This is a genomic window from Thiolinea disciformis DSM 14473 (genome assembly GCF_000371925.1).
In the GTDB taxonomy this organism is placed as follows: Bacteria; Pseudomonadota; Gammaproteobacteria; order Thiotrichales; family Thiotrichaceae; genus Thiolinea; species Thiolinea disciformis.
The window spans coordinates 1-26,183 of the sequence record NZ_AQVE01000005.1; the positions used below are offsets into that span (position 1 = coordinate 1).

The 26,183-nt window shown below is 46.8% G+C and carries 22 protein-coding genes; 6 read left to right on the top strand and 16 right to left on the bottom strand.

Annotated elements, in window-relative coordinates:
- Positions 1-17: 17 nt before the first annotated feature.
- The 7 genes from A3IE_RS0105060 to A3IE_RS23255 all read right to left on the bottom strand — a co-directional run bounded on the left by A3IE_RS0105060 (position 18) and on the right by A3IE_RS23255 (position 7,004).
- Positions 18-401 carry a transposase gene (locus A3IE_RS0105060; RefSeq protein ID WP_083900577.1) on the bottom strand — a complete coding sequence of 128 codons (384 nt, stop codon included), beginning with the start codon at positions 399-401 and terminating at the stop codon, positions 18-20.
- A 34-nt stretch (positions 402-435) separates the two neighbouring features.
- The gene (locus A3IE_RS0105065; RefSeq protein ID WP_020394512.1) at positions 436-831 is read right to left on the bottom strand and encodes a transposase family protein; all 396 of its coding nucleotides are present in this window, start codon (positions 829-831) and stop codon (positions 436-438) included.
- A 233-nt stretch (positions 832-1,064) separates the two neighbouring features.
- Positions 1,065-1,649, bottom strand: coding sequence for a hypothetical protein (locus A3IE_RS0105070; protein ID WP_020394513.1), 585 nt, complete (start codon positions 1,647-1,649; stop codon positions 1,065-1,067).
- Between the two features lie 166 nt (positions 1,650-1,815).
- Positions 1,816-2,418 carry a 2-hydroxychromene-2-carboxylate isomerase gene (locus A3IE_RS0105075; RefSeq protein WP_020394514.1) on the bottom strand — a complete coding sequence of 201 codons (603 nt, stop codon included), beginning with the start codon at positions 2,416-2,418 and terminating at the stop codon, positions 1,816-1,818.
- A gap of 54 nt (positions 2,419-2,472) precedes the next feature.
- Positions 2,473-3,759, bottom strand: a complete 1,287-nt coding sequence (locus A3IE_RS0105080) for a replication-associated recombination protein A (protein ID WP_026154788.1) — start codon at positions 3,757-3,759, stop codon at positions 2,473-2,475.
- Between the two features lie 9 nt (positions 3,760-3,768).
- On the bottom strand, positions 3,769-4,404 hold the full coding sequence (gene lolA / locus A3IE_RS22680; RefSeq protein ID WP_020394516.1) for an outer membrane lipoprotein periplasmic chaperone LolA: 636 nt from the start codon (positions 4,402-4,404) through the stop codon (positions 3,769-3,771).
- Between the two features lie 32 nt (positions 4,405-4,436).
- Positions 4,437-7,004 carry a DNA translocase FtsK gene (locus tag A3IE_RS23255; RefSeq protein WP_020394517.1) on the bottom strand — a complete coding sequence of 856 codons (2,568 nt, stop codon included), beginning with the start codon at positions 7,002-7,004 and terminating at the stop codon, positions 4,437-4,439.
- Between the two features lie 157 nt (positions 7,005-7,161).
- Here A3IE_RS23255 and trxB point away from each other — a divergent pair, with 157 nt between their 5' ends.
- A complete protein-coding gene (trxB, locus tag A3IE_RS0105095; protein WP_020394518.1) occupies positions 7,162-8,124 on the top strand; it encodes a thioredoxin-disulfide reductase in 963 nt (320 codons plus the stop codon).
- Positions 8,125-8,131: 7 nt separating this feature from the next.
- A complete protein-coding gene (gene aat, locus A3IE_RS0105100; protein WP_020394519.1) occupies positions 8,132-8,881 on the top strand; it encodes a leucyl/phenylalanyl-tRNA--protein transferase in 750 nt (249 codons plus the stop codon).
- Here aat and A3IE_RS0105105 read toward each other — a convergent pair.
- From A3IE_RS0105105 to A3IE_RS0105120, 4 genes are all read right to left on the bottom strand, one after another.
- Complete coding sequence (locus A3IE_RS0105105) at positions 8,878-9,459, bottom strand: DUF3501 family protein (RefSeq protein WP_020394520.1); 582 nt, start codon at positions 9,457-9,459, stop codon at positions 8,878-8,880. The genes aat and A3IE_RS0105105 overlap by 4 nt on opposite strands.
- Positions 9,460-9,469: 10 nt before the next feature.
- Entirely contained in the window at positions 9,470-10,816 is a 1,347-nt protein-coding gene (locus A3IE_RS0105110; RefSeq protein ID WP_020394521.1) for a (Fe-S)-binding protein, read from the bottom strand.
- 95 nt (positions 10,817-10,911) lie between these two features.
- The gene (locus A3IE_RS0105115; protein WP_020394522.1) at positions 10,912-11,331 is read right to left on the bottom strand and encodes a rubrerythrin family protein; all 420 of its coding nucleotides are present in this window, start codon (positions 11,329-11,331) and stop codon (positions 10,912-10,914) included.
- Positions 11,332-11,431: 100 nt separating this feature from the next.
- A complete protein-coding gene (locus A3IE_RS0105120; protein WP_020394523.1) occupies positions 11,432-14,923 on the bottom strand; it encodes an indolepyruvate ferredoxin oxidoreductase family protein in 3,492 nt (1,163 codons plus the stop codon).
- 95 nt (positions 14,924-15,018) lie between these two features.
- Between A3IE_RS0105120 and A3IE_RS0105125 the strand changes: the two genes are divergently transcribed.
- Entirely contained in the window at positions 15,019-15,924 is a 906-nt protein-coding gene (locus A3IE_RS0105125) for a LysR family transcriptional regulator (protein WP_020394524.1), read from the top strand.
- On the opposite strand, the gene A3IE_RS0105130 is transcribed toward A3IE_RS0105125, so the two are convergent.
- The 3 genes from A3IE_RS0105130 to A3IE_RS0105140 are packed head-to-tail and all read right to left on the bottom strand — an operon-like array spanning position 15,921 to position 18,483.
- Positions 15,921-16,874 (bottom strand): S49 family peptidase, encoded by a 954-nt coding sequence (locus A3IE_RS0105130; protein ID WP_020394525.1) that lies wholly within the window; start codon positions 16,872-16,874, stop codon positions 15,921-15,923. The two genes, A3IE_RS0105125 and A3IE_RS0105130, sit on opposite strands and share 4 nt — an antisense overlap.
- Positions 16,874-17,542, bottom strand: coding sequence for an HAD-IA family hydrolase (locus A3IE_RS0105135; protein ID WP_020394526.1), 669 nt, complete (start codon positions 17,540-17,542; stop codon positions 16,874-16,876). The genes A3IE_RS0105130 and A3IE_RS0105135 overlap by 1 nt, the downstream gene beginning before the upstream one ends.
- A complete protein-coding gene (locus A3IE_RS0105140; RefSeq protein ID WP_020394527.1) occupies positions 17,539-18,483 on the bottom strand; it encodes an RluA family pseudouridine synthase in 945 nt (314 codons plus the stop codon). Before A3IE_RS0105140 ends, A3IE_RS0105135 begins: the two co-directional genes overlap by 4 nt.
- A gap of 704 nt (positions 18,484-19,187) precedes the next feature.
- Here A3IE_RS0105140 and A3IE_RS19955 point away from each other — a divergent pair.
- Complete coding sequence (locus A3IE_RS19955; RefSeq protein WP_020394528.1) at positions 19,188-22,475, top strand: Rne/Rng family ribonuclease; 3,288 nt, start codon at positions 19,188-19,190, stop codon at positions 22,473-22,475.
- A 74-nt stretch (positions 22,476-22,549) separates the two neighbouring features.
- Here the strand turns inward: A3IE_RS19955 and A3IE_RS0105150 are convergent, their stop codons facing one another.
- Positions 22,550-23,041, bottom strand: coding sequence for a low molecular weight protein-tyrosine-phosphatase (locus A3IE_RS0105150; protein ID WP_020394529.1), 492 nt, complete (start codon positions 23,039-23,041; stop codon positions 22,550-22,552).
- Between the two features lie 204 nt (positions 23,042-23,245).
- Here A3IE_RS0105150 and A3IE_RS0105155 point away from each other — a divergent pair, with 204 nt between their 5' ends.
- On the top strand, positions 23,246-24,292 hold the full coding sequence (locus A3IE_RS0105155; RefSeq protein WP_020394530.1) for a hypothetical protein: 1,047 nt from the start codon (positions 23,246-23,248) through the stop codon (positions 24,290-24,292).
- Here the strand turns inward: A3IE_RS0105155 and A3IE_RS0105160 are convergent.
- Complete coding sequence (locus tag A3IE_RS0105160) at positions 24,289-25,743, bottom strand: aminotransferase-like domain-containing protein (RefSeq protein ID WP_020394531.1); 1,455 nt, start codon at positions 25,741-25,743, stop codon at positions 24,289-24,291. The two genes, A3IE_RS0105155 and A3IE_RS0105160, sit on opposite strands and share 4 nt — an antisense overlap.
- A 173-nt stretch (positions 25,744-25,916) precedes the next feature.
- On the opposite strand from A3IE_RS0105160, the gene A3IE_RS19960 reads away from it, so the two are divergent.
- Complete coding sequence (locus A3IE_RS19960; RefSeq protein WP_020394532.1) at positions 25,917-26,180, top strand: DUF1127 domain-containing protein; 264 nt, start codon at positions 25,917-25,919, stop codon at positions 26,178-26,180.
- The last annotated feature ends 3 nt before the right edge of the window (positions 26,181-26,183 follow it).

Consider the following 26,183-nt stretch of genomic DNA (forward strand, 5'->3'; position numbering starts at 1 on the left):
TAGACCTCTTTCATAAATCAGTGATTGATCAGTTCACGGTTATAAAGGCCAGCGATTACATTAAAGCGTAAGAGGAGTCGTTTGCGTCGATTGCGGTAACGCGTACTAAGTATTTTAAAGACTTTCAAAGCGGCAAACGCATGCTCAATGGGCATCCGACGGCGATTAATCTCGTGATTGAGCGTCTTTTGCTCGGGTGCTAACGGGCGCCCTTTAGACTTTTTGATAGGGGTTAACGCCTTAAAGTGGAGTGGACAAATACCCTCATAGCCCTTATCCATCACGAAATAAGGACGATAACGCCACGTCTTGACGGTGCGTTTAAAGAGGGTAAAGTCGTGAATCGACCCTTCAGCCCCTTGAGTATTCAAAAGGTATCCCGTGCTCACGTCTAACGCCACTTGGACTTTAAAGGTATGGCACTTTTGTTTACCACTATACCAACGCTGCTGTTTTTTTAGGACGTTCGATCAGTATCTCCGTCGCATCAACCAGTGTGACGACCGGCCTCTCTAAGCCCATCCCTGAAGGGGTCTTAGGCAGCGACAATAGGCCACTGGACATCAGCCGATCTTCGACTCGACGCACTACCCGCCACGCACTGGCCTCGCTAATGCCGTACTGGGTTCCCAGCGTCAATAAGGACGGATAGTCTCGCCAATAGGTCAAACCTAAGGTTAACTGTGATTCAGCACTCAGCTTGCAGGGACGGCCTCGACCACCCTTAAAGGTCTGTAGGTGTGACAATAACTCCATAAAGGTTGAGCGACTAACGCCTAGTACCCGTTTGAACTGAGCGTTGGTTAAGGTATGAAAGGTTGGTGTGTTCATACCCTTCAGGTTAAACGCTAATGACCCCTAATCACCTCTCTACTAGGATCAACGGGGCAACATTTTTGATTTATGAAAGAGGTCTATTGTTTGTAAATTCGTATCTTGCTTATAAATACCTCAATCTAGGGGATTTTATTCTTTTCCTATGAGTCAGGAAGTAACTAATCATGCTTTTAAAAATCAACTCCTTTGTCAACAAAGGGGCCTAGATAACAACTTTCGCACGAGACTTATTTTTTAGGCGATTTGTCATACAATTGATTCACGTTAAGAGCGTCGTGCCGTTTTTTTGCATAGGAAAAAATAGTTTCCCGCCCATCATTAGGTTGATAACCAATGTCACCAACTTGTTTCGCAGAATCGCCTTTTTCATCGTGCCAATCGGTCAACATCGTCTCTTTATTATAGGTACCCCACAGTATTTTCCTGCCATGGCTTGATATGATGGAGCGTTCCAAACTTCCTTCCGCATCATAGAAATAGTCAATGCGATCTAACTCCTGCCCCCTTTCATCTTTCTCTAGTCGAGATACATAATTAAACGAATTATCTACATAGATATATTCAAGCGTACCAATAACCTGATGAAATTTATCTAAATAAACGCTAGAAAGATGACGGCCAAGCTCATCAATTTCAAACGTTTCATCGAGAAATACCGTTCTGTCTGAGTTTAACCAGATAGTTCTTAAAGATCCCCAATTTTCATCAGGATTATCTTTTTCTTGATCTAAAAATCTTTTTCGGATTGAAATACAATCAATGACGCGCTCCATATTTTCTTCATCACGAAAAATAGTTACTACTTCTATCATACTTAGATCTCCATATTTCTTATGAGGGCCTGATAATTTTGCGGGTCGCGGTAGCAGTAAATGATTACCAATTATAAAAGGCATATCTAGAATCTAAAGTATTTTCTTTAGGCAGCTATCGCCCCACAAACGCTAAGCTAGTTATAAATAAAACTAAAGGCAAAGCTTACCAACCACCACGCGCTAGCCATAACTCGACTTGCGGCAAACGATCATTGCCCCAAAACTGTTCACCATCCACGATTACAAACGGTGAACCAAATACACCTTTGTCTAGCGAAGCTTGCACCGCCTTTTTGAAACGCGTCTTCACTGCATCCATCTGAATAGCGGCTTCCAAAGCTAACGCATCAATACCTAAGCCTTCAGCGATATCTTTAAGCGTAGCTAGCTGCAATAAATCACGCCCTTCCGCGAAAGCCGCCTTATAAGCCGCTTTGGCAAAAGCTTTTGCCAAGTCTGGATTCTGATCGTGCAACCAATAAAAGGTACGCCCTGCAGCTAAAGTTGCTGCGGGAAAGGTGGCCGGTGGCATATAGGGAACACCTTCCAAACGTGCTGTGCGCGCAAAATCATTCACTGAATAAGCGCCCAACAAGGGAATTTCAATGAGTGGTTTGGAACCCACCGCTTGAAATGCTGGACCTAATAAAATCGCATGCCAATTCACGCTACGCCCGTAACGTTCTGCAATAGCATCGATCTTATAATGGGCTAAATAGCCATAAGGTGAGTAGAAATCAAAATAAAAATCAATCGCTTGAGACATAAGAGCATCTCCTCAGTTTATGATTGAAGCATAAACCCATTAGCGCTTTATACGCTACTCACCACGCAAATGACGCAGTTTCTCACGAATTTTCAGCTCTAAACCGCGTTCTACCGGCTCATAATAGCGGCGGCCTTGGAGTAACTCTGGTAAGTAGGCTTCGCCGGTTGCGTAAGCATTCGGCTCGTCATGCGCATAGCGATACGCTTTGCCATAATCGAGCTTTTTCATGAAGGTAGTAGGTGCATTGCGCAAATGCAAGGGTACTTCGAGCGAGCCAGAAGCCTGTGCATCTTTCAAAGCGGATTTATAGGCCACGTAAGCCGCATTACTTTTGGGGGCGCACGCTAAATACAATACCGCTTGTGCCAACGCCAATTCACCTTCAGGGCTACCCAAGCGCTCATAACTATCCCAAGCATTTAAGCATAACGCTAAAGCCCGAGGATCAGCAGTACCAATATCCTCAGTTGCCATGCGCACCAAGCGCCGCGCCACATATAAAGGATCGCAGCCAGCATCAATCATGCGACAAAACCAATACAAGGCCGCATCCGGATCGGTACCGCGTACCGATTTATGCAAAGCAGAAATTTGCTCATAAAACAAATCGCCACCCTTATCAAAACGGCGTGGTGCAACTTGTACGACTTCTTGGAGAGTAAGTTCAGTAATTGCCAAACCCGTTGGCGTTTCATCGGCTAAATCCGCTGCCATTTCTAGCCAATTCAAGGCGCGGCGTGCATCGCCATCGGCTAATTGCGCCAACTGCTGCAACGCTTCCGCACTAATATCCAACGAACGCGCACCCAAGCCTTGTACTGGATCGTTGATGGCTAAATGTAATAAGGGGATTAAATCATCATGGCTTAGGCTACGCAGCACATAAGTACGCACCCGTGAAAGCAGCGCATTATTTAATTCAAAGGAAGGATTTTCGGTGGTTGCACCGATGAAAATTAAAGTACCTGCTTCAATATGCGGCAAAAAAGCATCTTGTTGCGCTTTATTGAAACGGTGAACTTCATCGACAAATAAAATAGTCGCGCGATTAAATTGCTGGCGATTATTGTCGGCCTGTTCTACTGCGGCACGAATATCTTTGACACCAGCCAACACCGCAGAGAGTGCTAAAAACTCAGCTTGCCAGTAGTTAGCAATCATACGCGCTAGAGTAGTTTTTCCCGTCCCGGGCGGCCCCCATAATAACATGGAATGGGGGTGACCTTGTTCAAGCGCACGGCGTAATGGTTTGCCTGTACCCAATAAATGCGTTTGCCCCACATAAGTTTCAAGACTTTGTGGGCGCATCCGCTCTGCGAGTGGAACTAAGGGTATCAAGGTAAACGCTTAAGATGGATTACCAATCACATCAACCCCTTGAGGTGGGGTAAAGGTAAAGCGATCGGCGGCAATCGGTGAGTCAAACTTCATATTTTGGAAATGGATATAAGTTTGTTGCCCGAATTTGTCAGACAAAACCATTTCTTGCAAGCCATTCGCGCCTAAACCTAAGTCCATGGTCGTAAAATCGGTATCCTTTTTCTTCGGCACCAAACGGAACCAAGCTAATTGGCTTTCTTGAGACTCCATTTCTTGTATGGCAAATTGGGATTCAACCGGTTGTTTATTCAACAATAAACTAACAGGAGCCGAAGACAAACCTTGTTTCATAGGCTTGACCGTGACTTGATCTAACTCACTATCATAAACCCAGACATTTTTGCCATCTGACACGATTTCATGAGAGTCCGGTGCAGCATATTTCCAACGGAATTTACCGGGGCGAGACAAATCCACCGTCCCGCGTGACTTTTGCTTTAAAGCTTCTTTATCATCAAATACTTCCTGCACAAAAGAAGCTTGCATGGTATTAACTGTCGTAAAGAATTTATTCAGGCGTGCACGGCCTTCATCTTCGGCGTGAGCCAAACTCATCATGCTCACAGCCATCACAGTCACCACATTTAATAATAATTTTTTCATACCGCGTTTTATATCCAAAAATTAACTAATGATTAATGTTCAACAGGCGGTGGCGCTAACACTTCGCGCGTTCCTTTCACCGTCGGCGCACTCACAACACCGGCCATTTCCATAGCCTCAATCATACGTGCTGCACGGTTATAGCCTACTTTTAAGCGCCGCTGTAAATACGAAATGGTCGCTGTGCGCGATTCGGTGACGATACGCACACTTTCGTCATACAAAGGATCGGCTTCTTCATCAGCTTGAGCGCCATCGATTGTCCCCGCATTTTCAAAACTTTCCACATCCGCTAGGACACCATCTATATAATCTGGTTCCTTTTGTTGCTTGAGATAATTGGCAACGTCTTCCACTTCTTGGTCGGTCACCAAAGCACCATGAATCCGTTGCGGCAAGGACAAACCCGGCGGCATATATAGCATATCGCCATAACCAAGCAATTGTTCCGCCCCCCCTTGATCTAAAATGGTACGAGAATCGATCTTGGTAGAGACTTGGAAAGCGATCCGTGTGGGAATATTGGCCTTAATCAAGCCGGTAATCACATCTACCGAAGGGCGCTGGGTGGCAAGAATTAAGTGAATGCCTGCGGCGCGTGCCTTCTGAGCCAAGCGTGCAATCAATTCTTCTACTTTTTTGCCGACCACCATCATCATATCGGCAAATTCATCGACCACAATGACAATGAAGGGCAAAGTCGTTAGCGCTTGAGGACTCAAATCCAAACCTTTAGACGGATCAAATAAGGGATCTAAAATCGGATTTCCTTGCGCCTCAGCCTCCAGAACCTTCTGATTATAGCCGCTAATATTCCGCACCTTGAGCTTAGACATTAATAAATAGCGGCGCTCCATTTCGGCTACACACCAACGCAAAGCATTGGCAGCATCCTTCATATCCGTCACCACCGGCGCTAATAAATGCGGAATATGCTCGTAACTACTTAATTCGAGCATTTTCGGATCAATCATAATCAAGCGCACTTCTTCGGGCGTCGCCTTATACAATAAACTCAGTAGCATCGCATTCACGGCTACCGACTTACCGGAGCCTGTGGTACCTGCCACTAATAAGTGCGGCATACGCGCCAAATCAGCAACCACTGGCGCACCACCTATATCTTTTCCCAAGGCCAAGGTTAGGGGTGAGGCGGAGTTTTTATAAACCGCCGACTCAATCATCTCGCTAATTGTTACAACATCACGCTTTTCATTGGGTACTTCAATACCAATGGTAGGACGCCCTGGAATAACCTCGACTACACGTACACTTGAGACACACATATTGCGTGCCAAGTCATTGGCCAAACCTGAAACCTTGCTAGCCTTTGTGCCATCCGGTAATTGCAATTCAAAACGTGTAATAACCGGACCGGGATCGCGTGCCACTACTTGCACGTCTTTCACGCCATAATGTCCCAAAGACTCAACAATTTTGGTGGCCAGTGAATCTAACGCTTCTTTGGACTGTGTAGCACGCTCACGCGGCGGTGGATTCAAAATCGAAACCCGTGGCAAGCTAATCATGCCATCTTTACGTTTTGGCGCACGAATCGGGCGTCTTTCTGCAGGCGCTTCAGTTTTTTCCACCACCCGCTCAACGTCGTTAGCCGTCTCAGCGCTGGTCTCAATTACAGGGGCTGGCAGACTATTAGCGGCAGTGGTAGTAGCTTGACTTAACTCAGCCGCTGATAAACGCGCCTCATCATGCTCAGGGTTTTTACTAGCAAATAAAGGATCGCGTGTCCCATAAACATCCTGCTCTAAGGGATTACCGCGTGCAAAAGGCCGCGCATCCTTAATGCTAGAAACACGATTCAATAACTCACTCATCTTTCCAGCCGATTCACGCGTCGATTTAAGCACTTCCTTACTGGCGGCTAATACAGCCCCTGAACTATTGGCGACCGTAGGCCCATGTTTTTCACGTACCGACTCAGCCTTTTCAAATAAACGCACAACGGTATCACCGATTTTATCCATCAATTCCAGCCAAGAAATCTCGGTAACCACCGTAATCCCGCCTAAAAATAAACTTAATAAAATCAATAAAGTACCAAAAAACCCAAAGGCTGTCCGCTGTAAACCACCACCCACAAAAGCACCCAAAATACCCCCACCAATCCCTTCGGGATAAGGCACAAATAGCAAATGCGCCAAGCCGCTACCCGCTACTAGGGTAAAAATCACGCCAATAATCAATAGGACATTTTGCAAGTCATTACTGGGAATAGCGCCAGGTGGTTTAGTAGCAGGTCGCGCTTGAAAAGCTGTTAGCCCCATGGCAACTAAAATAATAGGCACAGCAAAGGCCACATACCCAACAAGGCCATATAAAAGATCCGCAAAAAACGCGCCTAAGCAGCCAATTTTATTGACACAGCCACCACTTAAATTAGTGGCATTGCGATAAAATACCCCTGGATCACTCCGATCATGGGATAACAAAGCTACAATCATCAAGATTGCAATGCCAACCGCTAAAATCATCGTTGCCTGCTGCAAACTGGTGCGCTGACGCGGATTGAGATTTAATTTTAATTGTTGATTCTTAGCCAAGACTTTACCATCCTGTTTTGCCACTTCCTTTAACCCCATTCGTCTTGCTTACTGCTTAATGATATAACACCACATCAAACTTGAAATTTAGCCAGTAGATTATTACTTTAAACTCGCTTGGCTAGGTGTCTCAGTGACCTTAGTCGATTTTCCGGCCTAATTGATGATCACTAGGTCGACTAACAGGAGATTATACATGAACACCCAACATTGCCGACTATTGATACTGGGCTCTGGTCCGGCTGGTTACACCGCCGCCGTTTATGCGGCACGTGCCAACTTAAACCCCGTTATCATTGCGGGCTTGGAGCCCGGCGGCCAATTAACCACTACCACCGAAGTCGATAACTGGCCCGGTGACGCCGAGGGTGTTCAGGGCCCTGAATTAATGGAGCGCATGAAAAAACATGCCGAACGCTTTAATACCACCATCATTTCTGACCGCATTACCAGTGTTGATTTCAGCCAACGCCCCTTTAGCTTGACCGGCGATAGCGGTCACTATACCTGTGATGCACTTATTATTGCCACTGGTGCCTCCGCCATGTACTTAGGCATCGCTTCTGAGCAAGCGTTCAAAGGCAAAGGCGTTTCCGCCTGTGCGACTTGCGATGGTTTTTTCTATCGCAAACAACGTGTCGCGGTAATTGGTGGCGGCAATACGGCTGTTGAAGAAGCCTTGTATTTATCTAATATCGCTTCAGAAGTGATTTTAGTTCACCGTCGTGATACCTTGCGCTCCGAAAAAATTCTCCAAGACCAACTCTTCCAAAAAGCCGCACATGGTAATGTGAAAATTCATTGGAATCACGTGTTAGATGAGGTTTTAGGTGATAAAACGGGCGTCACGGGTATGCGCATTAAACATGTGCAGACGGGAGAAACGCAAACTATTGATTTAATGGGTGTGTTTATTGCGATTGGTCACAAGCCAAATACTGATATTTTTGCGGGCCAACTAGCGATGGAAAACGGCTATATTAAAGTCAATAGCGGCCTTCAAGGCAATGCTACGCAAACCAGTATACCTGGCATTTTTGCAGCCGGTGACGTGATGGATCATGTTTATCGCCAAGCCATTACGTCAGCAGGAACCGGTTGTATGGCAGCGTTGGATGCGGAAAAATACTTAGATGCCTTAGCAAAACCCAACTCATGAGCACTGTGTGTTAAGCCTCTATTTACTCGATACCAAACAACCTGATCAATCTTTTCCCTCCGTGGATATGGCGTGGGATGAGCCCAATGGCCTTTTAGCCGTTGGGGGTGACTTAAGTGTGACGCGTTTAGCCAATGCTTATCGCCATGGGATTTTTCCGTGGTTTGGGCCGCGCGAACCGATTTATTGGTGGAGTCCCAATCCACGTGCAGTCATTTATCCGCAGCAAGTACGCATTACCCGTAGCTTGCGTAAAGCACTGCGTAATCGTGGGTATCAAATTCGCTTCGATCAAAACTTCGCGCAAGTCGTCCGTGCTTGCGCTGCTCCACGTAGTTACACCAATGGCACTTGGATCACCACTGAAATGTTCAGGGCTTATTGTGCACTTCATGACACAGGGCTTGCCCATTCGGTAGAGGTTTATGATGCAAGCGGTACGATTTTGGTGGGCGGGCTCTATGGCGTCGCGACCGGAGGAGTGTTTTGCGGCGAATCCATGTTTAGCCTTGTGCCGGACGCTTCTAAAATAGCGCTGATTGCCCTCGCCTATTACTTGCACACATGGGGCTTTGCTTTAATTGACTGTCAAATCCCGAATCCGCATTTGATGAGTATGGGTGCCGTAGAAATCTCACGTAATGAATTCGTCAAGACCTTAGCTGCTCATCCCGACCAACCGCCTAAAGCGAATTGGCAAATAGATCCCAACGTCGATTTATCGCGCTGGGAACCTCAAACTGCACCCTTGGTTTAAGCTAAGTCGCCTACTAATGAACGACGCACAGGCTCTGCTACCGTGAGTTGTACCGTGTAATTGGGGTGACTAATGCCCATCATCAAGCTTGCACCTTGCTTTAGCGCCTCAATCATCGCCTTGGTTAATTCGAAGCGCAAAAAGTGTACTGCCGCAGTTTTTTCCTCAGTCTCGCGCGGCAAATCCTCATTCGCAATCGGATGCACTTTCTCAAAATCAGACACTTGTAACCATGTGGCGCGCTCGATACCGATCAACTGGGCAAGCTGAAATTTACGCTCCTCAGGATTAGGAAACTCCAACATAAAAGTCGCCTTCCAATTACTCCCATCTGGAATTAACGGATTATAAGCGTCTAATTCCGCTTGAATGCCTGCCACCTCAAATATCTTTTCGGCTCTAAGCATTTCTTGAATTTGGTATTGAATCGTGAGGCGGTCTTCAAAATACAAGGAAGCATGCTCGCCAAGGCGTACTTGCCGATTGGCTTTATGTGCAATCATTTTCGTGCGAAACGCCGCACGCTCCATTGCATATTGCTCCAAACTCATTAAATCAGCGCGGGTTAAAGCAGCCATTTCTCACTCCTTAACTGAGCCCGTAGGCCATACGCAACATGGTCATAGGATGCGTCGGGGCGGGCATCTCATCGCTTAAACCATTCTCAATTTGATGTCCCGCCATTGGGCAGTCACTCCCATAATAATTCGGCTTGGTTTGCTGAACTTTATTGAAAATGGGACGGCAAATTTTCATAGAAATATCGTGAAACTCAGATTTCACCGCATAAGTACCATCATGACCAGAGCAACGCTCTAACAATTCGACTTTAGTGTCAGGCACTAATTCCAAGACTTCGCGAGTCTTATAGCCAATATTCTGCACGCGCAAATGGCAAGAGGTGTGATAACTCACCTTACCCAAGGACTGTTTGAATTCAGTATTCAATTTGCCTTCTTTGTGGCGCAGCATTAAATATTCAAACGGATCGTAAATATGCGCTTTTACACGTTTTACGTCTTCATCATCGGGAAACATCAGCGGTAATTCTTGTTTAAACATCAGCACACAAGAAGGAACCGGCGTAATAATGTCCCAGCCTTGGTTAATCAAATTGAGCATAGCGGGAATATTGACTTGCTTGGCTTTTGCAACTGCCTCCAAATCGCCTAATTCTAATTTAGGCATACCACAGCATTGCTCTTGGTCGAGGGTCGTCACAGGAATGCCATTGTGCTCAAATACTTTGCACATATCCTCAACAATCTCTGGCTCATTACGATTGCCATAGCAAGTCACAAAAATCGCTACTTTGCCAGAAGTACGACCCGCGTGAACGGCTTGCGTTTGGGATAGCTTGGAGGTTTCGCGTACCCGCGCACGACCAGTATGGCTATGATACGCGGGCACAATCGCATCCGGATGCACTTCAAGTACTTTATTAAGAACTTTGCGGAAAGTCTTATTTTGATTCAAGGTATTCACTACACCTGAAACCACTGGAATCCCTGCTAAAGAGCCAACTAAATCCGTAGAAGTCAGTACCTTATCGCGAAATTTGACTTCACCTTTCTTATATTTCACCGCTTTCGCACGTAGCATTAAGTGAGGAAAATCGATATTCCATTCATGCGGCGGAATATAAGGGCATTTGGTCATATAACACAGGTCGCACAAATAACAATGATCGACAACCTGCCAATAATCGTCTTTCTTGACCCCATCAACTTCCATGGTTTCGGAATTATCAACGAGATCAAATAAGGTAGGAAAAGAATGACATAAGCTGACACAACGCCGACAGCCATGACACAAATCAAACACGCGCTCTAGTTCGTGCATGAGTTTGTTTTCATCGTAAAAATCAGGATTTTTCCAATCAAGCGCGTGACGCGTGGGTGCTTCCAAGCTGCCTTCGCGTTTTGGGGTCGCCATGCTGTACTCCTTTAGATAAGCCAGACCTTGCCTCCCCTGCCTAAACAGGGGAAGTGCAGTTTGTTGCCAGTGAAAGCCCTAAGGGCTAAGCGCGCTTAAGCGTCTAGATTATCGAGCGCTTTTTGGAAGCGATTCGCATGAGAACGTTCGGCTTTCGCTAACGTTTCAAACCAATCTGCAATTTCTTCAAACCCTTCCTCGCGTGCGATTTTCGCCATGCCGGGATACATATCAGAATATTCGTGAGTTTCACCGGCTACAGAAGAGCGCAGATTATCGCTAGTCGAGCCAATTGGCAGACCAGTTGCTGGATCGCCAGAGGCTTCTAAGTATTCTAAATGACCATGCGCATGACCGGTTTCACCCTCAGCCGTGGAGCGAAATACAGTAGCTACATCGTTATAACCTTCCACATCAGCTTTTTGTGCGAAGTACAAATAACGGCGATTAGCTTGTGACTCACCAGCAAAGGCTTCTTTTAAGCACGTTTCTGTCTTACTTCCCTTCAGTTCCATGATGGACTCCTCGGTTGTGGGTTGATTAAAACTTTCTCCTAGACCCGACTGTAAGGCAAAACAGCTCATGAAGCCAATCGAATACATTGAACGTATTAATCTATTTCGCCAAAAAGTCCGCCCATAAGCTAGCTTGCTTTTTACTTACGCGCGCTATACTAGCCGCTTTAACATGCCCGAACCCACGGACCTCATCATAACTATTCAGCAAAGTTTCTGCCTGTGCTTGATTAGCTAAGCTCAGATGCTGGGCAACGCGGCGAATTAATTGCAGATAGTCCTCCCGCAACGCCCGCTCTTGCTGACGTTCGGCGCTATACCCCAATATATCCAGCTTAGTGCCACGCCACTGTTTCAAACGTGCCAAATACGGAAAAATACGCAAAATCCAGCCATTAAAATTCCATTTACGGGGCGCATCCTCAGCATTTCTCGACAAAAAAGACGGCGCTAAATGTAATTGCAGTTGATAATCCTTGCCCGCTTCCCCCTCAAACTGCTTGGCTAATTGTGCTTTGAATTGCGGCGTGCTATACAAACGCGCTACTTCATACTCATCTTTATAAGCCATGAGATGCGCAAGCTGTTTGGCGGCAATGCGCGTTAAAGGGTACTGAGCTAAACCTAAACGAGCTTCGGCCTCGCGCAAGGGTTGTAAGGCTTGTAAATAACGCGCTGCATAAGCCTCATCTTGATACTCTGTGAGCCATTGCTTACGCACATTAAGCACACTGTCTAAATCATCCTGAATAACTGGTTCTGGCTGGTTTAATCCTGCCGGTAATTGGCCATGATGCGCTAAATAGCGCCCCCAATGGAAAGCGAGTTTATTTTTCTCCACTTGAACCGCATTTAATTCCACCGTTTGCATCAAGCTCTCTAAACGTAGTGGAATATAGCCTTTCTGCCAGGCGTAGCCCATCAGCAATAAATTAGCAAACACCGTATCGCCCAATAATTGCAGAGCAAGCTGATTAGCATCGAGGAATTGGCAAGTATCGCCCATGCTGGCGTTAATATCTTGGGCAATGGAAGTACTCGGAAATGCCCAAGTGCGCTGTTTGATGAAAGATGCCGTAGGCGTTTCACTGCTATTAATGACAGCATGTGTTAAACCATGGCGTGTTAAGTTAAGCGATTCTGTTGAGGCAGCCACAATTGCATCACATCCTAATAACAGTTTCGCTTCACCCGTGGCAATTTTACTGGCATTAAGCTGACTAGGTTGGGCGGCAATTTGCACATGCGATAAGACTGCCCCGCCTTTTTGTGCCAAACCGGCCATATCCAAGACACTAACACCCTTGCCCTCAAGATGTGCCGCCATCCCTAACACAGCGCCAATCGTCACAATACCTGTACCACCTACCCCTGTGATCAAAATACGGTAAGGCGTTGTTAAATCAGGTAAACTCGGTTCGGGCAACAAGGCTTCATTCAGCGTCTTTGATACGGCATCAGGTTTACGTAATTTTGCACCTTTGACCGTAACAAAGCTGGGGCAAAAGCCTTTCACGCAGGAAAAGTCTTGGTTACAACTGGATTGATTAATGCGACGTTTCGTACCTAAATTGGTTTCTAAGGGTTCGATGGATAAGCAATTAGAAACCTTGGAGCAGTCGCCACACGCTTCACAAACCTCAGGATTAATAATCACTCGTTCGTTTAGCTCAGCCAATAAACCCCGTTTACGGCGGCGGCGTTTTTCTGTTGCACACATTTGCTGATAAACCAGCACGGTAGTGCCGACAATGTCGCGCAATTCACGCTGTACTTTGTCCAAGTTATCGCGATGCACCACGTCAATACTCGCTGGAATGCGAATTTCGCCCGATTGATAGGCTTCAGGATGATCAGTCACTACCACTATTTTGCTCACGCCCTCAGCCAGCATTTGCGCGACTAAACCGCCAACCGTTAAAGTCCCGTCAACGGGTTGGCCTCCGGTCATAGCGACCGCATCATTAAAGAGGATTTTGTAAGTGATATTGGCCTTGGCCGCAATGGCAGCGCGAATCGCTAAAATACCCGAGTGAAAATACGTACCATCCCCTAAATTCACGAAAATATGCTTATCACTCGTGAAATTCGTCTGCCCGAGCCATGCAATACCTTCGCCACCCATATGACTAAACGTTGAAGTATTGCGATCCATCCAATGCGCCATGTAATGACAGCCGATCCCAGCCATAGCCCGCGAGCCATCCGGAACACGCGTCGAAGTATTATGCGGGCAGCCCGAACAGAACCAAGGTTGTCGCTCCGCGGTTACACGTGGACGTGCGGTTTCGCGTTCTTTTTGCTCAATTACCTGAATACGCTCAAGAATATGGCGCCGAATATCCTCAGGCAGTGGCATACTCAGCAAACGCTTGGCAATCGCCTTGGCAACAATCGCGGGCGAGAATTCAGCGGTAGGTGGCAAAAGCCAATCTTCATGCGGTACCGCCCATTCCCCACCGGCATTGTCTCGCGCATCAAACTTGCCATACACTTTGGGTCGAACATCATCGCGCCAGTTATATAATTCTTCTTTCAAGGCATACTCGAGAATCTGGCGTTTTTCCTCAATCACCAAAATTTCATCTAAGCCTAGGGCAAACTCACGTGCATCATGAGCGTTTAAAGGCCAGACACAAGCGACTTTCATTAAACGCAAACCAATTTGGCGGCAAGCTGCACGATCTAAACCTAAATCTTCCAAAGCTTGTCGTACATCCTGATAGGCTTTGCCAGCCGTCATAATCCCTAAGCGTGCCTGTGGAGCATCTAAGACGATCTGATTGAGCTGATTGGCACGCACATAAGCCACGGCGGCATACCATTTGTATTTCAACATACGCTCTTCTTGAGCCAACGGTGGGTCTGGCCAACGGATGTGTAAGCCATCAGCAGGTATATCGACATCGGTCGGTAAAATGATTTTGACCCGCTCAGGATCCAGTTCAATAGAAGCGGAGGTTTCAACGACTTGGGTCACACACTTTAAACCCGCCCAAAGCCCTGCAAAGCGACTCATCGCCCAACCGTGCAAGCCAAAGTCGAGAATTTCTTGCACATTAGAAGGGTATAAAACGGGCACACCCGCAGCGGCCATTAGATGCTCAGATTGATGTGCAATAGAAGAGGATTTGGCGGCATGATCGTCACCTACCACCATTAACACGCCACCATGTTGGGAAGTTCCCGCAAAATTGGCATGTTTAATCGCATCAGTAGAACGATCGGCTCCTGGCCCTTTGCCATACCACATCCCAAATACACCATCAAATTTGGCATTAGGATAAAGGTTGACTTGCTGAGTTCCCCACACAGCCGTCGCCGCAAGATCTTCATTGAGGCCAGCTTGGAACACAATGTCGTGCTCGGTGAGATGCTTTTGTGCTTGCCAAAATTGTTGATCTAAACCGGCTAAAGGCGAGCCGCGATAACCAGAAACAAAGCCTGCGGTATGCAAACCCGCACGCCGATCCATCAGCTTTTGTAACATGGGTAAGCGTACCAAGGCTTGTGCACCACTCAGGTAAGCACGGCCGTGTTGAAGGGTATAACGCTCATCTAACTTGAGTGCTGTCGGTAGTTTGGCAGTCATGATTATCCTCACCTCATTTTTTATGAGTAAAATAGTAAGGAATTCTGGCCTTATCGTAAAATGATATAAAATGACTCGAGGTATGCGAAAAATCGATGGCTAAAGATGTGAGTTTGCGCCAATTGCGTTATTTCATTGCAGCGGCTGAAACCAAACAATTATCCATGGCCGCCAAAAAGGTGCATGTAGCACAGTCCACGGTCACCAATGCGATTTTGCAACTGGAAAGCTCGATGAATGTGAAGTTATTCGAGCGTCATCCGCAAGGCGTCACGCTCACCGCGGAAGGCTATAACTTCTATCATCGGGCGCGCGAAATTTATGAACAGCTCAATAGTGCCTTAGAAGAACCGCATTTTCAGCGTTATCACTTAAAAGGTGCGATTCGTATGGGCGCTTCGTATACCTTGCTAGGTTATTTTTTGCCACCGCTGATGGCGCGTTTTCGCCAGCATTATCCAGACGTTGATTTGGATTTGCTTGATCTAGAACGTCCCATTATTGAAGAAGGCGTGCTTGTTGGGGATTTGGAATTGGGCTTAGTCTTGCTATCCAATTCCTTACAACGCCAAGCCTTTGATTATCATATTTTATTGCGCTCACGTCGCCAACTGTGGACTGCTGCCCATCATCCTTTGAGCGAACAAGCCTCTGCGTCGTTGCAAGACATTGCTGCCTACCCCTATATCCAACTCACCATTGATGAAGGCGAGCAAGCCACCCAGCGCTACTGGCAAGCCCAAGGCTTAACACCTAATATTGTCTTTCGCACCACCTCCATGGAAGGTTTACGCGGTTTGGTGGCGCATGGCTTTGGTGTCAGTATTTTAGCCGATATGGTTTACCGGCCTTGGTCTTTGGAAGGTAAGAAAATCGAAGCCATCCCTATACTAGATGTCATTCCACACCTAGAATGCGCCCTCATTTGGCGAAAGGGCGCAGTCTTATCAGAAGCGGCTCAGTCCTTCCAACAATTTCTGATTCATAGCTGTGGCAGCTAATAGAGCTGAGTACTCGGCGCGCTGCTTTCATACAAAATCGATTTTAGTGATAAACTGATTTTCTCTGTTAAGCGTTGGAATACATCCTTACTAGCCGAGAAATTTACCATATCTTCGGCGCCCACTACTTCGCGCGCCACATAGGAAGCACTGCCTAAACCATCGGCCAAACCTAGTTCCACGGCGGTCTCACCCGTCCAAAATAAGCCACTAAACATTTCTGGCGTTTCTTTCAGACGTTCACCACGCCCTTGTTTGACTACATTAATGAATTGCTGGTGAGTGATAGCCAGCATATTTTTTACATGATCAACTTGCTGCGCATTTTCCGGTAAAAAGGGATCTAACATACCTTTGTTCGTACCTGCGGTGTATAAACGGCGTTCAATACCCAATTTCTCCAGCGCAGCAACCGCCCCAAAACTATCCATGCGCACCCCAATCGAACCGACGATACTCGCTTTATCGACATAAATCTTGTCGGCGGCCACCGCAATATAATAGCCACCCGATGCACACATATCCGCCACGACTGCATATACAGGAATTTTGTCGTATTTCTTTTTCAGGCGCTGGATTTCGTCATTGATATAGCCCGATTGGACGGGACTGCCGCCCGGACTATTAATACGTAGCATGACTGCTTTGGTTTTGGGATCAGCAAAAGCTTTGCGCAAGCTTGGAATAACCAAATCAGCCCCTGCATCAGAATCGGGCATAATCGCCCCATCAATATCGACAACTGCGGTGATTTTATCGCCTTTTAGTGAACTGCCTGTCAGATCGCGCCATGAAGTGCTCACGACCAACAATAAACCGCCTAGCAAATACAGCATCAACATAAACTTGAAGAAAATCCCCCAACGCCGTGCACGACGCTGTTCTTTAAGCCCTTCCAGCGCAATGTCTTTCAAGGCTTGAATGGCATTATTATTATCATCGTTATTCATCAATCACTGTCCTGTTGCTCTAACCAAGCCGGTAAATCTTGCACACTGTTCAAACACGCACGTGGCTGACAAGCCAATAAACGCTCCACATCATGTGCTCCACAACTTACGCCGAGAGCATCCATCTGAATCGCGCGCGCCATCTCTAAATCGTAAGTGGTATCGCCGATCATTAAAGCCTCGGCTGGCTTGCGATCATACGCCTGCAAAATTTCCTGCAACATTAACGGATGCGGTTTTGACAAGGTTTCATCCGCACAACGTGTGACTGGAAACAACTGCTTTAAATCCATCTCCTGCAAGACTTTATTCAAACCAGCTCGCGATTTACCAGTAGCAATCGCTAATTCATAACCATTAGCCGCTAAATACTCCAAAGTAAGCCGCGCACCATCAAATAAAGGCAAAGGTTTATGATTGCGCAGCATAAATTCAGCCCGATACTCATCCGCGACACGCTGCTGTTGTTGCGTAGAAAGACTGGGATACAGGGTTTGCATGGCCTCCAGCAAACCGAGGCCAATAATATGGCGTATCGCTTCAGGTTTGGCTGGCTCAACACCTGCCGCTAAACTTGCACGCTCAATACAGTCGATAATATGGGCTTGCGAATCAATGAGCGTTCCATCCCAATCAAAAATCACGAGCGCATAAGGTTTAGTTTTCATGAGCCACGCCTCAGTTTAACCAAGGTTTTTAAAAAACTACTTAGATGCTCTGGCAAAGGCGCTTCGAGTTGATAATGCTGACCGCTTAATTCCAAAGTAAACTCCAGTTTCGCCGCATGTAGGAATAAGCGTTTTAAGCCTTGCTCGCTATAAACGCGGTTGAGTTTGAAATCACCATAGCGCGAATCCCCCAAAATCGGATAACCCAAATGTGCCAATTGCACCCGAATCTGGTGCATACGCCCCGTCAAGATCGTAACATCCATCAGACTCGCGCCTTGGTACAAGGTATGCGGACGGAAAATACTTTCTGAGGTTTTACCCTCCTCTGGATCAACCACCTGCATTTTCTGGCGATTATTGCCTTCGCGCTTCAAATCTAAGGTAATGTGTTGCTTGCCGCCCTGCCATTGCCCTGCCACTAACGCCAGATAATGCTTTTCCATCCCCCCATGACGCAGCTTATCATGTAAGGCATTTAAGACAGTGCGCGACTTTGCTAACACAATCACGCCGCTTGTGTCACGATCAAGGCGATGCACCAACTCGACAAAAGGTAAATTTGGGCGCAATTGCCGAAAGCCCTCAATTAAACCAATCGCCACACCACTCCCACTGTGCACGGGTAAACCAGCCGGTTTATTCAGCACAATAATATGATCATCTTCCAAGGTCACCGCATTGTCGAGCGCCTCCAATAAACCTTCTGACGCTTCACTCGCGGGTGGACGCTCCTCAATCTTTACGGGAGGAATACGAATCTCCTCCCCCAGTGACAATTTGTACTCTGGTTTTACGCGTTTCTTATCAACACGCACTTCGCCCTTACGCACAATCCGATAAATGACACTTTTGGGCACTTGGCGAAACTGTTTCATCAGGAAATTATCAATGCGCTGCCCTGCCTCATTTGGCGTCACAGTGTGGTACTTAACAGACATGAGTATTTAATGCCTTAACATATCGGTAAAACCGATCAATTGGATTGAATGCAATTAACCAAATTGATATATTTGTGGTGGGTTAATCGGCCTATATGAAGCCTATCTCAACCCCTGAAGCCATGAAATCTTGCGGATCGTTCAACAGCTAGCTGGTAGAGTGACTGCTATAAGACCCGCATGATAGGGCTCAAGACTAGATGATTCAAATAAATTCCTTTGGGAATTTATCGGTGAAGTTGCTTTTAAAGCTGCCAACTTTACCCTAACGGCGTGCTAAAAAGCCTTTTAGCGCATTTAGCATTCGATGTTTAATAGCAGACTACTGTTGTAACATCCTTGCCTGTTGTTAGAGAAGTAAAAAGAATTGCGCTTTGTAGTTACTGCGATTACTACCTAGCCCAGACTAACTGATCATTTCAGCCTGATTGTGCTCCGTTACGATACACTGAGCTAACAGCCTGACAGTAGGAACTTTTAAAATTCGCGGGAGCATCAATCTGAAGTTAAAAGACAAAGTAGGAGAAACTTAATGCACAAAGGCAAACTTTCCTGAATCATTTAATACTCTTACAAACCCATTTATTAGGGGCTGTAGCGTTTGTTGCGCTGCTTTGTATTTTCTATTAGTCCAAATGCCGAGTAACCACTTCTGACACACGCAATAACACAATAGTAGCTGCATCTCTGTTTTGGTGTAGTGAATGAAAAGAATACTAATTAATGCAACGCAGGCGGAAGAAATTCGCGTCGCGATGGTCGATGGCCAGCGTTTGTATGACCTCGATATCGAACATCCCTTTCGTGCGCAAAAAAAATCCAATATTTACAAAGGTGTAATTACACGCATCGAGCCTAGTCTCGAAGCTGCCTTCGTCAATTACGGCGCGCAACGTCACGGTTTTTTATCATTTCGTGAAATTACTCCTGAATGCTATCACCCTGACGCCAAGAAAAATGCTAATGGCCGTACCAATATCAAAGATATGATACGCGAAGGCCAAGAGATTATGGTGCAAGTGGATAAGGAGGAGCGTGGCAATAAAGGCGCTGCCTTAACGACCTATATCAGTCTTGCAGGACGTTATTTGGTGCTCATGCCCAATAATCCTAAAGCTGGTGGCGTATCGCGACGTATCGAAGGTGAAGATCGTCAGCAAATCAAACAAACCTTATCTGATTTAGAAATTCCTGAAGGTATGGGCGCGATTGTGCGCACTGCTGGCGTGGATCGCGAACTTGAAGAGCTAAGCTGGGATTTAGATTATTTAAAAACCTTGTGGAATGCGATTACGTCCGCCTGTGATGAGCACAAAGCACCCGTGCTACTTTATCAAGAAAGTAATGTCATTATTCGCGCTTTACGTGACTATTTCAGACGTGATATTGGCGAAATTATTATTGATAATCCGGCAGTGTATAACCAAGCGCGCGATTTTATGCAGTCGGTTATGCCGCAAAACTTGCGCAAATTAAAACTTTATCAAGACAACACGCCCCTCTTTAGCCGCTATCAAGTGGAATATCAAATTGAGACTGCCTTCCAGCGCACCGTCACTCTGCCTTCTGGCGGGGCCATTGTCATTGATCATACTGAAGCTTTGATTTCCATTGATATCAACTCAGCGCGTGCAACCAAAGGACATGATATTGAGGAAACGGCCTTCAATACTAATCTAGAAGCGGCGGATGAAATTGCACGTCAATTGCGTTTACGTGACTTAGGCGGCTTGGTGGTTATCGATTTTATCGATATGTTGCCCAATAAACATCAACGTGAAGTGGAAAAGCGCTTAAAAGAAGCCTTGAAAATTGACCGTGCACGTGTGCAAGTGGGGCGTATTTCACGTTTTGGTCTATTGGAAATGTCACGTCAACGCTTGCGACCGTCTTTGGGCGAATCAAGCCAGTTGGTTTGCCCGCGCTGTGAAGGTCAGGGTCATATTCGCAATACTGACTCACTAGCCCTGTCTATCCTACGTCTCATCGAAGAAGAGGCCATGAAGGAAATGACCGGTCGTGTGGTCACCAAAGTCCCTGTGCCGGTGGCAACTTATCTCTTGAATGAGAAACGTGATGCTTTAAGTGATATTCAAAAGCGTCGCAATATTCAATTGATTGTGATTCCAAACCCCCATATGGACACGCCACATTTTGAAATTGAGCGGGTGCGTAGTGATGAAATGGAGCAATTAGCACCGAGCTATAACCAACTGGATGAGATTGAACATGAGCACGAAAATGATGCTAAACCTGCCCAGACCCAAGCTGCTTTACAAGAAGCTGTCGTCGGGAATGTCGTGCCAACTCAGCCTGCACCTCAAATTGAGCGCCATTTTGCTCAACAGACTCACGAAGAAGGTGTTGAAGTTAATAGCCACCCCGGACTGTTGCGCCGTATATTAAATGGCTTATTTGGTCAGGCACGCCCTGAACCCCCGCGCCATGATTACGCACCAAGCCGCGAGCCAGCAGCTTATGAAGCACCAAAGCCTGAGCGTAACCATCAGCACACGCCAGAAGTAAAACATCAACCGACACGCCACGAGCGCAGTGAAAATAATCAGCGTTCAAACCAGTCGCACCAACAGCGTCGTCAAGCTCAAAACCAACAAACTAATGGAGCATCTGAGCAGGTAAAGACTAACGGTCAAGAGCGCCAAGCCCAGCAGCGCCAGCCTCAACAACAACGCGATTCCGTAAGGCCACCGCGTGAACGTGAGCATGAGCCACGTAAACAACGCGTGCCACGCTATGAAGAACCGGTTGTTGAAGCAGACGAGTTAGACGAAGCAGATGAAGCAATTGGCAATCAGATGCCCGTTCAAGCAGAACGCGAACCTAAGCCTAATCGTGACAGACGCGAGCGTGATAATCGCCGTCAACGGGAGAACCGTAGCGATACACAAACGCCACGTCCTGAAAAGCATGAGCGCGCAGAACGTGCACCTCGCGCTCAACAGCCACGCCAAAATCGTCAGGACACTGTCATACCTGAGCCAGAGTTAGACACTATTGAGGAAGTGGTAACACAACAACCCACGCCACATCTTGTTAATGAAGAGCCAGGTTTAGAAGCAAGTGTTGAAGGCGTAGTCGCAGATAATCTTAGTCAAGATCAAGTACTGCGCAAGGAACGTGATGGTAAGCGTCCACGGAATCGTGGTCGTCGGGAACGCAATGGACACCATGCTAATGCAGAAATAGTGGAGAGCGAGAAGGCAAGCCTGCCTAGCCATAATACAGCTTATGAGCAGCGTCCACATGAACGTAAACCCCGTCAGCACCAAGCACGTCCTGATGGATTACCGACACCGGAAACCTTAGAACCCTTAGTCATTGATTTAATTCCACGCCGGGATCGCAATGAGCGTCGCCGCAATAAGCCTATCCATGAAAAAGTGGAACAACCGGCCACTAATCTAGTGATGACACAGTTGTCCACCGTTTTTCAAGGTGAGGAAATAGATCAGCCAGCAGTATTCCGTGCTGTATCTGTTGAAGTAAAAAGCGCCGATACTGCGCCAATCGCGACTAACACACCTGAACCCACTGCAAGTGTGATAATGCCAGAATCTGAAACGGTTAAAACAGTTGAAGCAACTGTTCCGGAATCGCAACCAATGGTGCCAGAAATCCCATTAAACACTTCAGAAACGCCCGTTCAAGCCAGCATCGCAACGGAGACTCAGCTTATGGTGGAGCCTATTCAGCTTCCTACTCAGCCTGCTCCTATGCCCACAGAGACAGTACCGTTTAGGGCTAATACAAACAATATTAGCCCTGAAACCAGTATCGAATTGCCCCAAGCAAGTCAAGCTGAGCCCATAGCAGCTGCCATAGTCGAAGCTAAGCCGGAAACAACACCAGCTATCAGCGCTGAAGCAGTGAGCACGCCCTCTAGTGATCCGATGGTTCTCACGGAGTCAAGCGTAACGCCTAATGAGGCAGTTCCCCCCAAAAAGCGCCCTATTTGGATGCACTCTGACTAAAACGATTGGGATAAAAAAAGGCTCTTTTGAAGAGCCTTTTTCATAGTAGGTGTTACAAACACGCAGGCTAAAGCTTACGAACGTAAACGATGCTGTTTTGCTAAATGTGCCAATAAACCTTCTGAAGCGTCCTCAACCATATCTAAGACACGTTGAAACCCTTGCGCACCGCCATAATACGGGTCAGGCACCTCGCGCTCTTGCCAACGCTGGGCAAAATCCATCATTAAATACACGCGTTGACGCTGTTCCGAATTTGCCGCCAAGGCTTGCAATGCTTGGAAATTCTGTCGATCCATCGCGAGAATATAGTTAAACTGTTCAAAATCGGCTGAGCGCACTTGTCGCGCACGCTGCTGAGAAAGATCGACACCACGCTCCAGTGCTGCTGCCTGTGAACGCTCATCGGGTGAGCTACCAATATGATAAGCATGGGTTCCCGCCGAATCAATTTGGATTTGCTCCAGCCAACCACGCTGCCTTACTAAGGCTTCAAACACCCCTTGTGCTGTAGGTGAGCGACAAATATTCCCCATACACACGAATAATACTGAAACTGCCGCCATGACTAACTCCTTATCTTATCCGCTAAACCCTTATGAAGAAGCTGCTAGCTCTCAGTAAAGCTTAACTTAATCGCGACTTCCGGACAGTTTTGTGAGAGCAAAATAAATTTATTTTAGAGATTAGTTCAGTTTGTGCATGAATAAAACCCAAACTGGCTTTATGATTAGCATGATCTTTATACAAATAAAACTAAGGGCTTGTTTATGAAACACACCAGCATTTGGGTTCTACTCATGATGTGGCTATCTGGCTGCACCATCGCTCCTCTACCCGTCAGCTCCGTCATTCCTCCTGGCCTACTGCCACAACCGCAGCCACGCCCTATGCCACAACCAACATCTTATGCCTTTATTGCACCGAATTATAGCTCACACCCCGTAGCAACAGCGCCCGCGATAATTCCTGCGCCTGCGTCAATCCCGATTGCGACACCGCCCGCGCTTGCACCAACGGTTAATGTAAGACGTCCTGCCTATCCGATTCCCAATTCACTACCAGCGGTAGCAAACCCCAAACAAGATTTAGCTTGGGTGGCTGAACGTGTCTTTATGAACGAGGCAAATGGTGATCCCAATAAGTTAATCACGTGGAGCAACAAAGATAATTATGCCACCTTAGGCTTTGGGCGCTTTGTTTGGTATCCGGCGGGACAAAATGGTGTCGCACCTGAAACCTTTCCTGCTTTCCTTGCTTTTGCTGAATCCAATCGCACCCCGATTCCTAGCTGGTTAGCTCAACGCCCCACACGCGGTGGCCCATGGCGCAATCAAGCCGCATTTGAGCGTGCCCAAAATGATCCCGAAATGACGGAATTACGCAATTTCTTGCGCAAAACTGCCTCCTTACAAGGTGCTTTCATGGTGGGGCGCTTGAAAAGCAATCTACCCAATATGGTAGGCCATTTGCCACCAGCTGAGCGTGAGCGTGTCCTGAAGAATTTCCAAGTGATGGAACAAAGCGCTGGTGGCTTGTATCCGATACTGGATTATGTTTACTTCAAAGGCGATGGCACTAACCCAAATGAACAATATCGCGGCAAAGGTTGGGGGCTATTACAAGTTTTACAAAATATGGAAAATGTACCGGCAGGGCCGGTGGCTTTAGCCGAGTTTATGCGAGCGGCTGATGACACTTTGATGCGCCGTATTGCCAATGCTCCGGTCGAGAATGGCGAAGCACGGTTATTAAGTTCATGGCAAAAGCGTATCCAAACCTACAAACCCTCTGCGATTGCACAAGCGCGTCGTTAAGAGGCTAAACTCCAAGCCTCAGGTGGCTCTGCCACTTCGAGGCTAGCGAGCATACGTTTGGCAACCTGCCCTACTTGCACAATGGCCGCTTGAATGGCTGGCTCGTGGCCATGTGAGACATTCATACGCAGACAATGTCGATATTTTCCCGAGGCCGAGAAAATTACCCCTGGTGCGATTTGAATCTTATGTAGCAATAATTGCTTCGCTAAGTCTAAAACATCACAAGCCTCTGGTAGCTCTATCCAGAGCATATAGCCGCCGAGTGGGAAACTAACACGCGTTCCTGCTGGGAAATGCTCACGAATTAAGGCAATCGCTGTGTCACGACCCGCCTGATATTGTTGGCGCATTTTACGCAAATGCCGATCATAAAAACCTTGCTTAATAAATTCAGCAATCGCTAACTGTGTCAAGGTCACGGCGGCTGCGGTACCCACATATTTTAAATGCGCTACCCGCTCCCGATAACGTCCCGGCACTAACCACCCTACCCGCAAACCCGAAGCCAAGGTTTTAGAAAAAGAGCTACACAAAATGACACGTCCCTCCGTGTCAAAAGAATGGACTGTGCGGGGACGCGGTTGGCGATAACCCAAGCTACCGTAAATATCATCCTCAATAATCGGCACATTATAACGCTGCGCCAATTTTAATAAGCGCTGCTTATTAGCATCCGGCATACAACTACCGAGCGGATTATGATACGTAGGAATCACCAAAATCGCCTTAATCGGCCACTGATCCAAGGCCAACTCCAAGGCATCCAAACTCAGGCCATGGGTTGCATCCATAGGAATTTCCAAGGCTTTTAAATCCCGCGCTTTAAGAATCTGCATTAAGCCATAAAATCCTGGTGATTCTACCGCAACCACATCCCCGGGTTCAGTCACTGCCTGAATGGCGATCGATAACGCCTCTTGGCAACCAGTGGTGGTAATAATTTCATCAGGATGAATCACCGAGCCACTATCAACACTTAAGCGCGCAATTTGCTCACGCAACTCAAGCGAACCGTGCAATGGCTCATAGCTCAAACAGCGCGCGCTATCACTACGGGTTAAATCGGCTAAGATACGCATTAAAGGTTTTAGGGTTGGCGTATCAATATCGCTCATCCCACGACTTAATTTAATAAAACCCTCGGTATCATCACAAAGCAACGCTAGCACCTCCTCCCATTGCGACACTTGCAACGGATATTGCGCGGTACGGCTCAAATGGGGAATAGGCACTGACACTTGACGTGCTTTCACATAAAAACCTGATTTAGGTCTGACTTCTACCCATTGGCGCTGTTCCAGTAGCAATAAGGCCTGCTGCGCAGTGGATATACTCACGCCATGTTCTTGGCTTAAAGCCCGAATCGAGGGCAAACGCGCACCCGCGACATAAAACCCCTGTTCAATCCTCGTTTGCAAGGTATCCGCTAACGTTTCATAAAGTGTCATGGTCATTACTCAATACAGAAATAATTCTCAGTACAGTTTTTCACAAATCAGCCCATCACAGTTAGCTTTTTCCGCGAACTGTCACTACTTTTTTTAATTTAGCTAAATCTGTAAAGAAATGCTGATTTTTTTTAAGCTAAAACCCTATCAACAACCTTATAGAGTAAAGACTTATGAAAACAGAAACCTGTCAGACCTTAGCACAGGATGATGATTTAGCGACCACGCCTGTGGTTCAAACCGTTCATACAGAATTACGCCTAGGACCTTGGAAAATCCTGATCAGTGTTTATGAAGCGATCGAGCAGCTCTTATGGCGTTATCGTCGCCAGCAGCAGCGTTTGCAATTGATGTCGTTAAACGATTCACAACTGAAGGACATAGGCATTAGCCGTGCAGATGCTGAACATGAAGGTAGCAAAAGCTTTTGGGAATAAGAT

Coding starts and splice junctions, on each gene's coding strand:
- trxB (WP_020394518.1), top strand. CDS start 7,162: ATGAACACCCAACATTGCCGACTATTGATACTGGGCTCTGGTCCGGCT.
- A3IE_RS0105150 (WP_020394529.1), bottom strand. CDS start 23,041: ATGGCGGCAGTTTCAGTATTATTCGTGTGTATGGGGAATATTTGTCGC.
- A3IE_RS0105130 (WP_020394525.1), bottom strand. CDS start 16,874: ATGAATAACGATGATAATAATAATGCCATTCAAGCCTTGAAAGACATT.
- A3IE_RS0105110 (WP_020394521.1), bottom strand. CDS start 10,816: ATGGCGACCCCAAAACGCGAAGGCAGCTTGGAAGCACCCACGCGTCAC.
- A3IE_RS0105120 (WP_020394523.1), bottom strand. CDS start 14,923: ATGACTGCCAAACTACCGACAGCACTCAAGTTAGATGAGCGTTATACC.
- A3IE_RS0105135 (WP_020394526.1), bottom strand. CDS start 17,542: ATGAAAACTAAACCTTATGCGCTCGTGATTTTTGATTGGGATGGAACG.
- A3IE_RS23255 (WP_020394517.1), bottom strand. CDS start 7,004: ATGGGGTTAAAGGAAGTGGCAAAACAGGATGGTAAAGTCTTGGCTAAG.
- A3IE_RS19955 (WP_020394528.1), top strand. CDS start 19,188: ATGAAAAGAATACTAATTAATGCAACGCAGGCGGAAGAAATTCGCGTC.
- A3IE_RS0105065 (WP_020394512.1), bottom strand. CDS start 831: ATGAACACACCAACCTTTCATACCTTAACCAACGCTCAGTTCAAACGG.
- A3IE_RS19960 (WP_020394532.1), top strand. CDS start 25,917: ATGAAAACAGAAACCTGTCAGACCTTAGCACAGGATGATGATTTAGCG.
- A3IE_RS0105070 (WP_020394513.1), bottom strand. CDS start 1,649: ATGATAGAAGTAGTAACTATTTTTCGTGATGAAGAAAATATGGAGCGC.
- A3IE_RS0105105 (WP_020394520.1), bottom strand. CDS start 9,459: ATGGCTGCTTTAACCCGCGCTGATTTAATGAGTTTGGAGCAATATGCA.
- A3IE_RS0105160 (WP_020394531.1), bottom strand. CDS start 25,743: ATGACACTTTATGAAACGTTAGCGGATACCTTGCAAACGAGGATTGAA.
- A3IE_RS0105125 (WP_020394524.1), top strand. CDS start 15,019: ATGGCTAAAGATGTGAGTTTGCGCCAATTGCGTTATTTCATTGCAGCG.
- A3IE_RS0105140 (WP_020394527.1), bottom strand. CDS start 18,483: ATGTCTGTTAAGTACCACACTGTGACGCCAAATGAGGCAGGGCAGCGC.
- A3IE_RS0105115 (WP_020394522.1), bottom strand. CDS start 11,331: ATGGAACTGAAGGGAAGTAAGACAGAAACGTGCTTAAAAGAAGCCTTT.
- A3IE_RS0105155 (WP_020394530.1), top strand. CDS start 23,246: ATGAAACACACCAGCATTTGGGTTCTACTCATGATGTGGCTATCTGGC.
- lolA (WP_020394516.1), bottom strand. CDS start 4,404: ATGAAAAAATTATTATTAAATGTGGTGACTGTGATGGCTGTGAGCATG.
- A3IE_RS0105075 (WP_020394514.1), bottom strand. CDS start 2,418: ATGTCTCAAGCGATTGATTTTTATTTTGATTTCTACTCACCTTATGGC.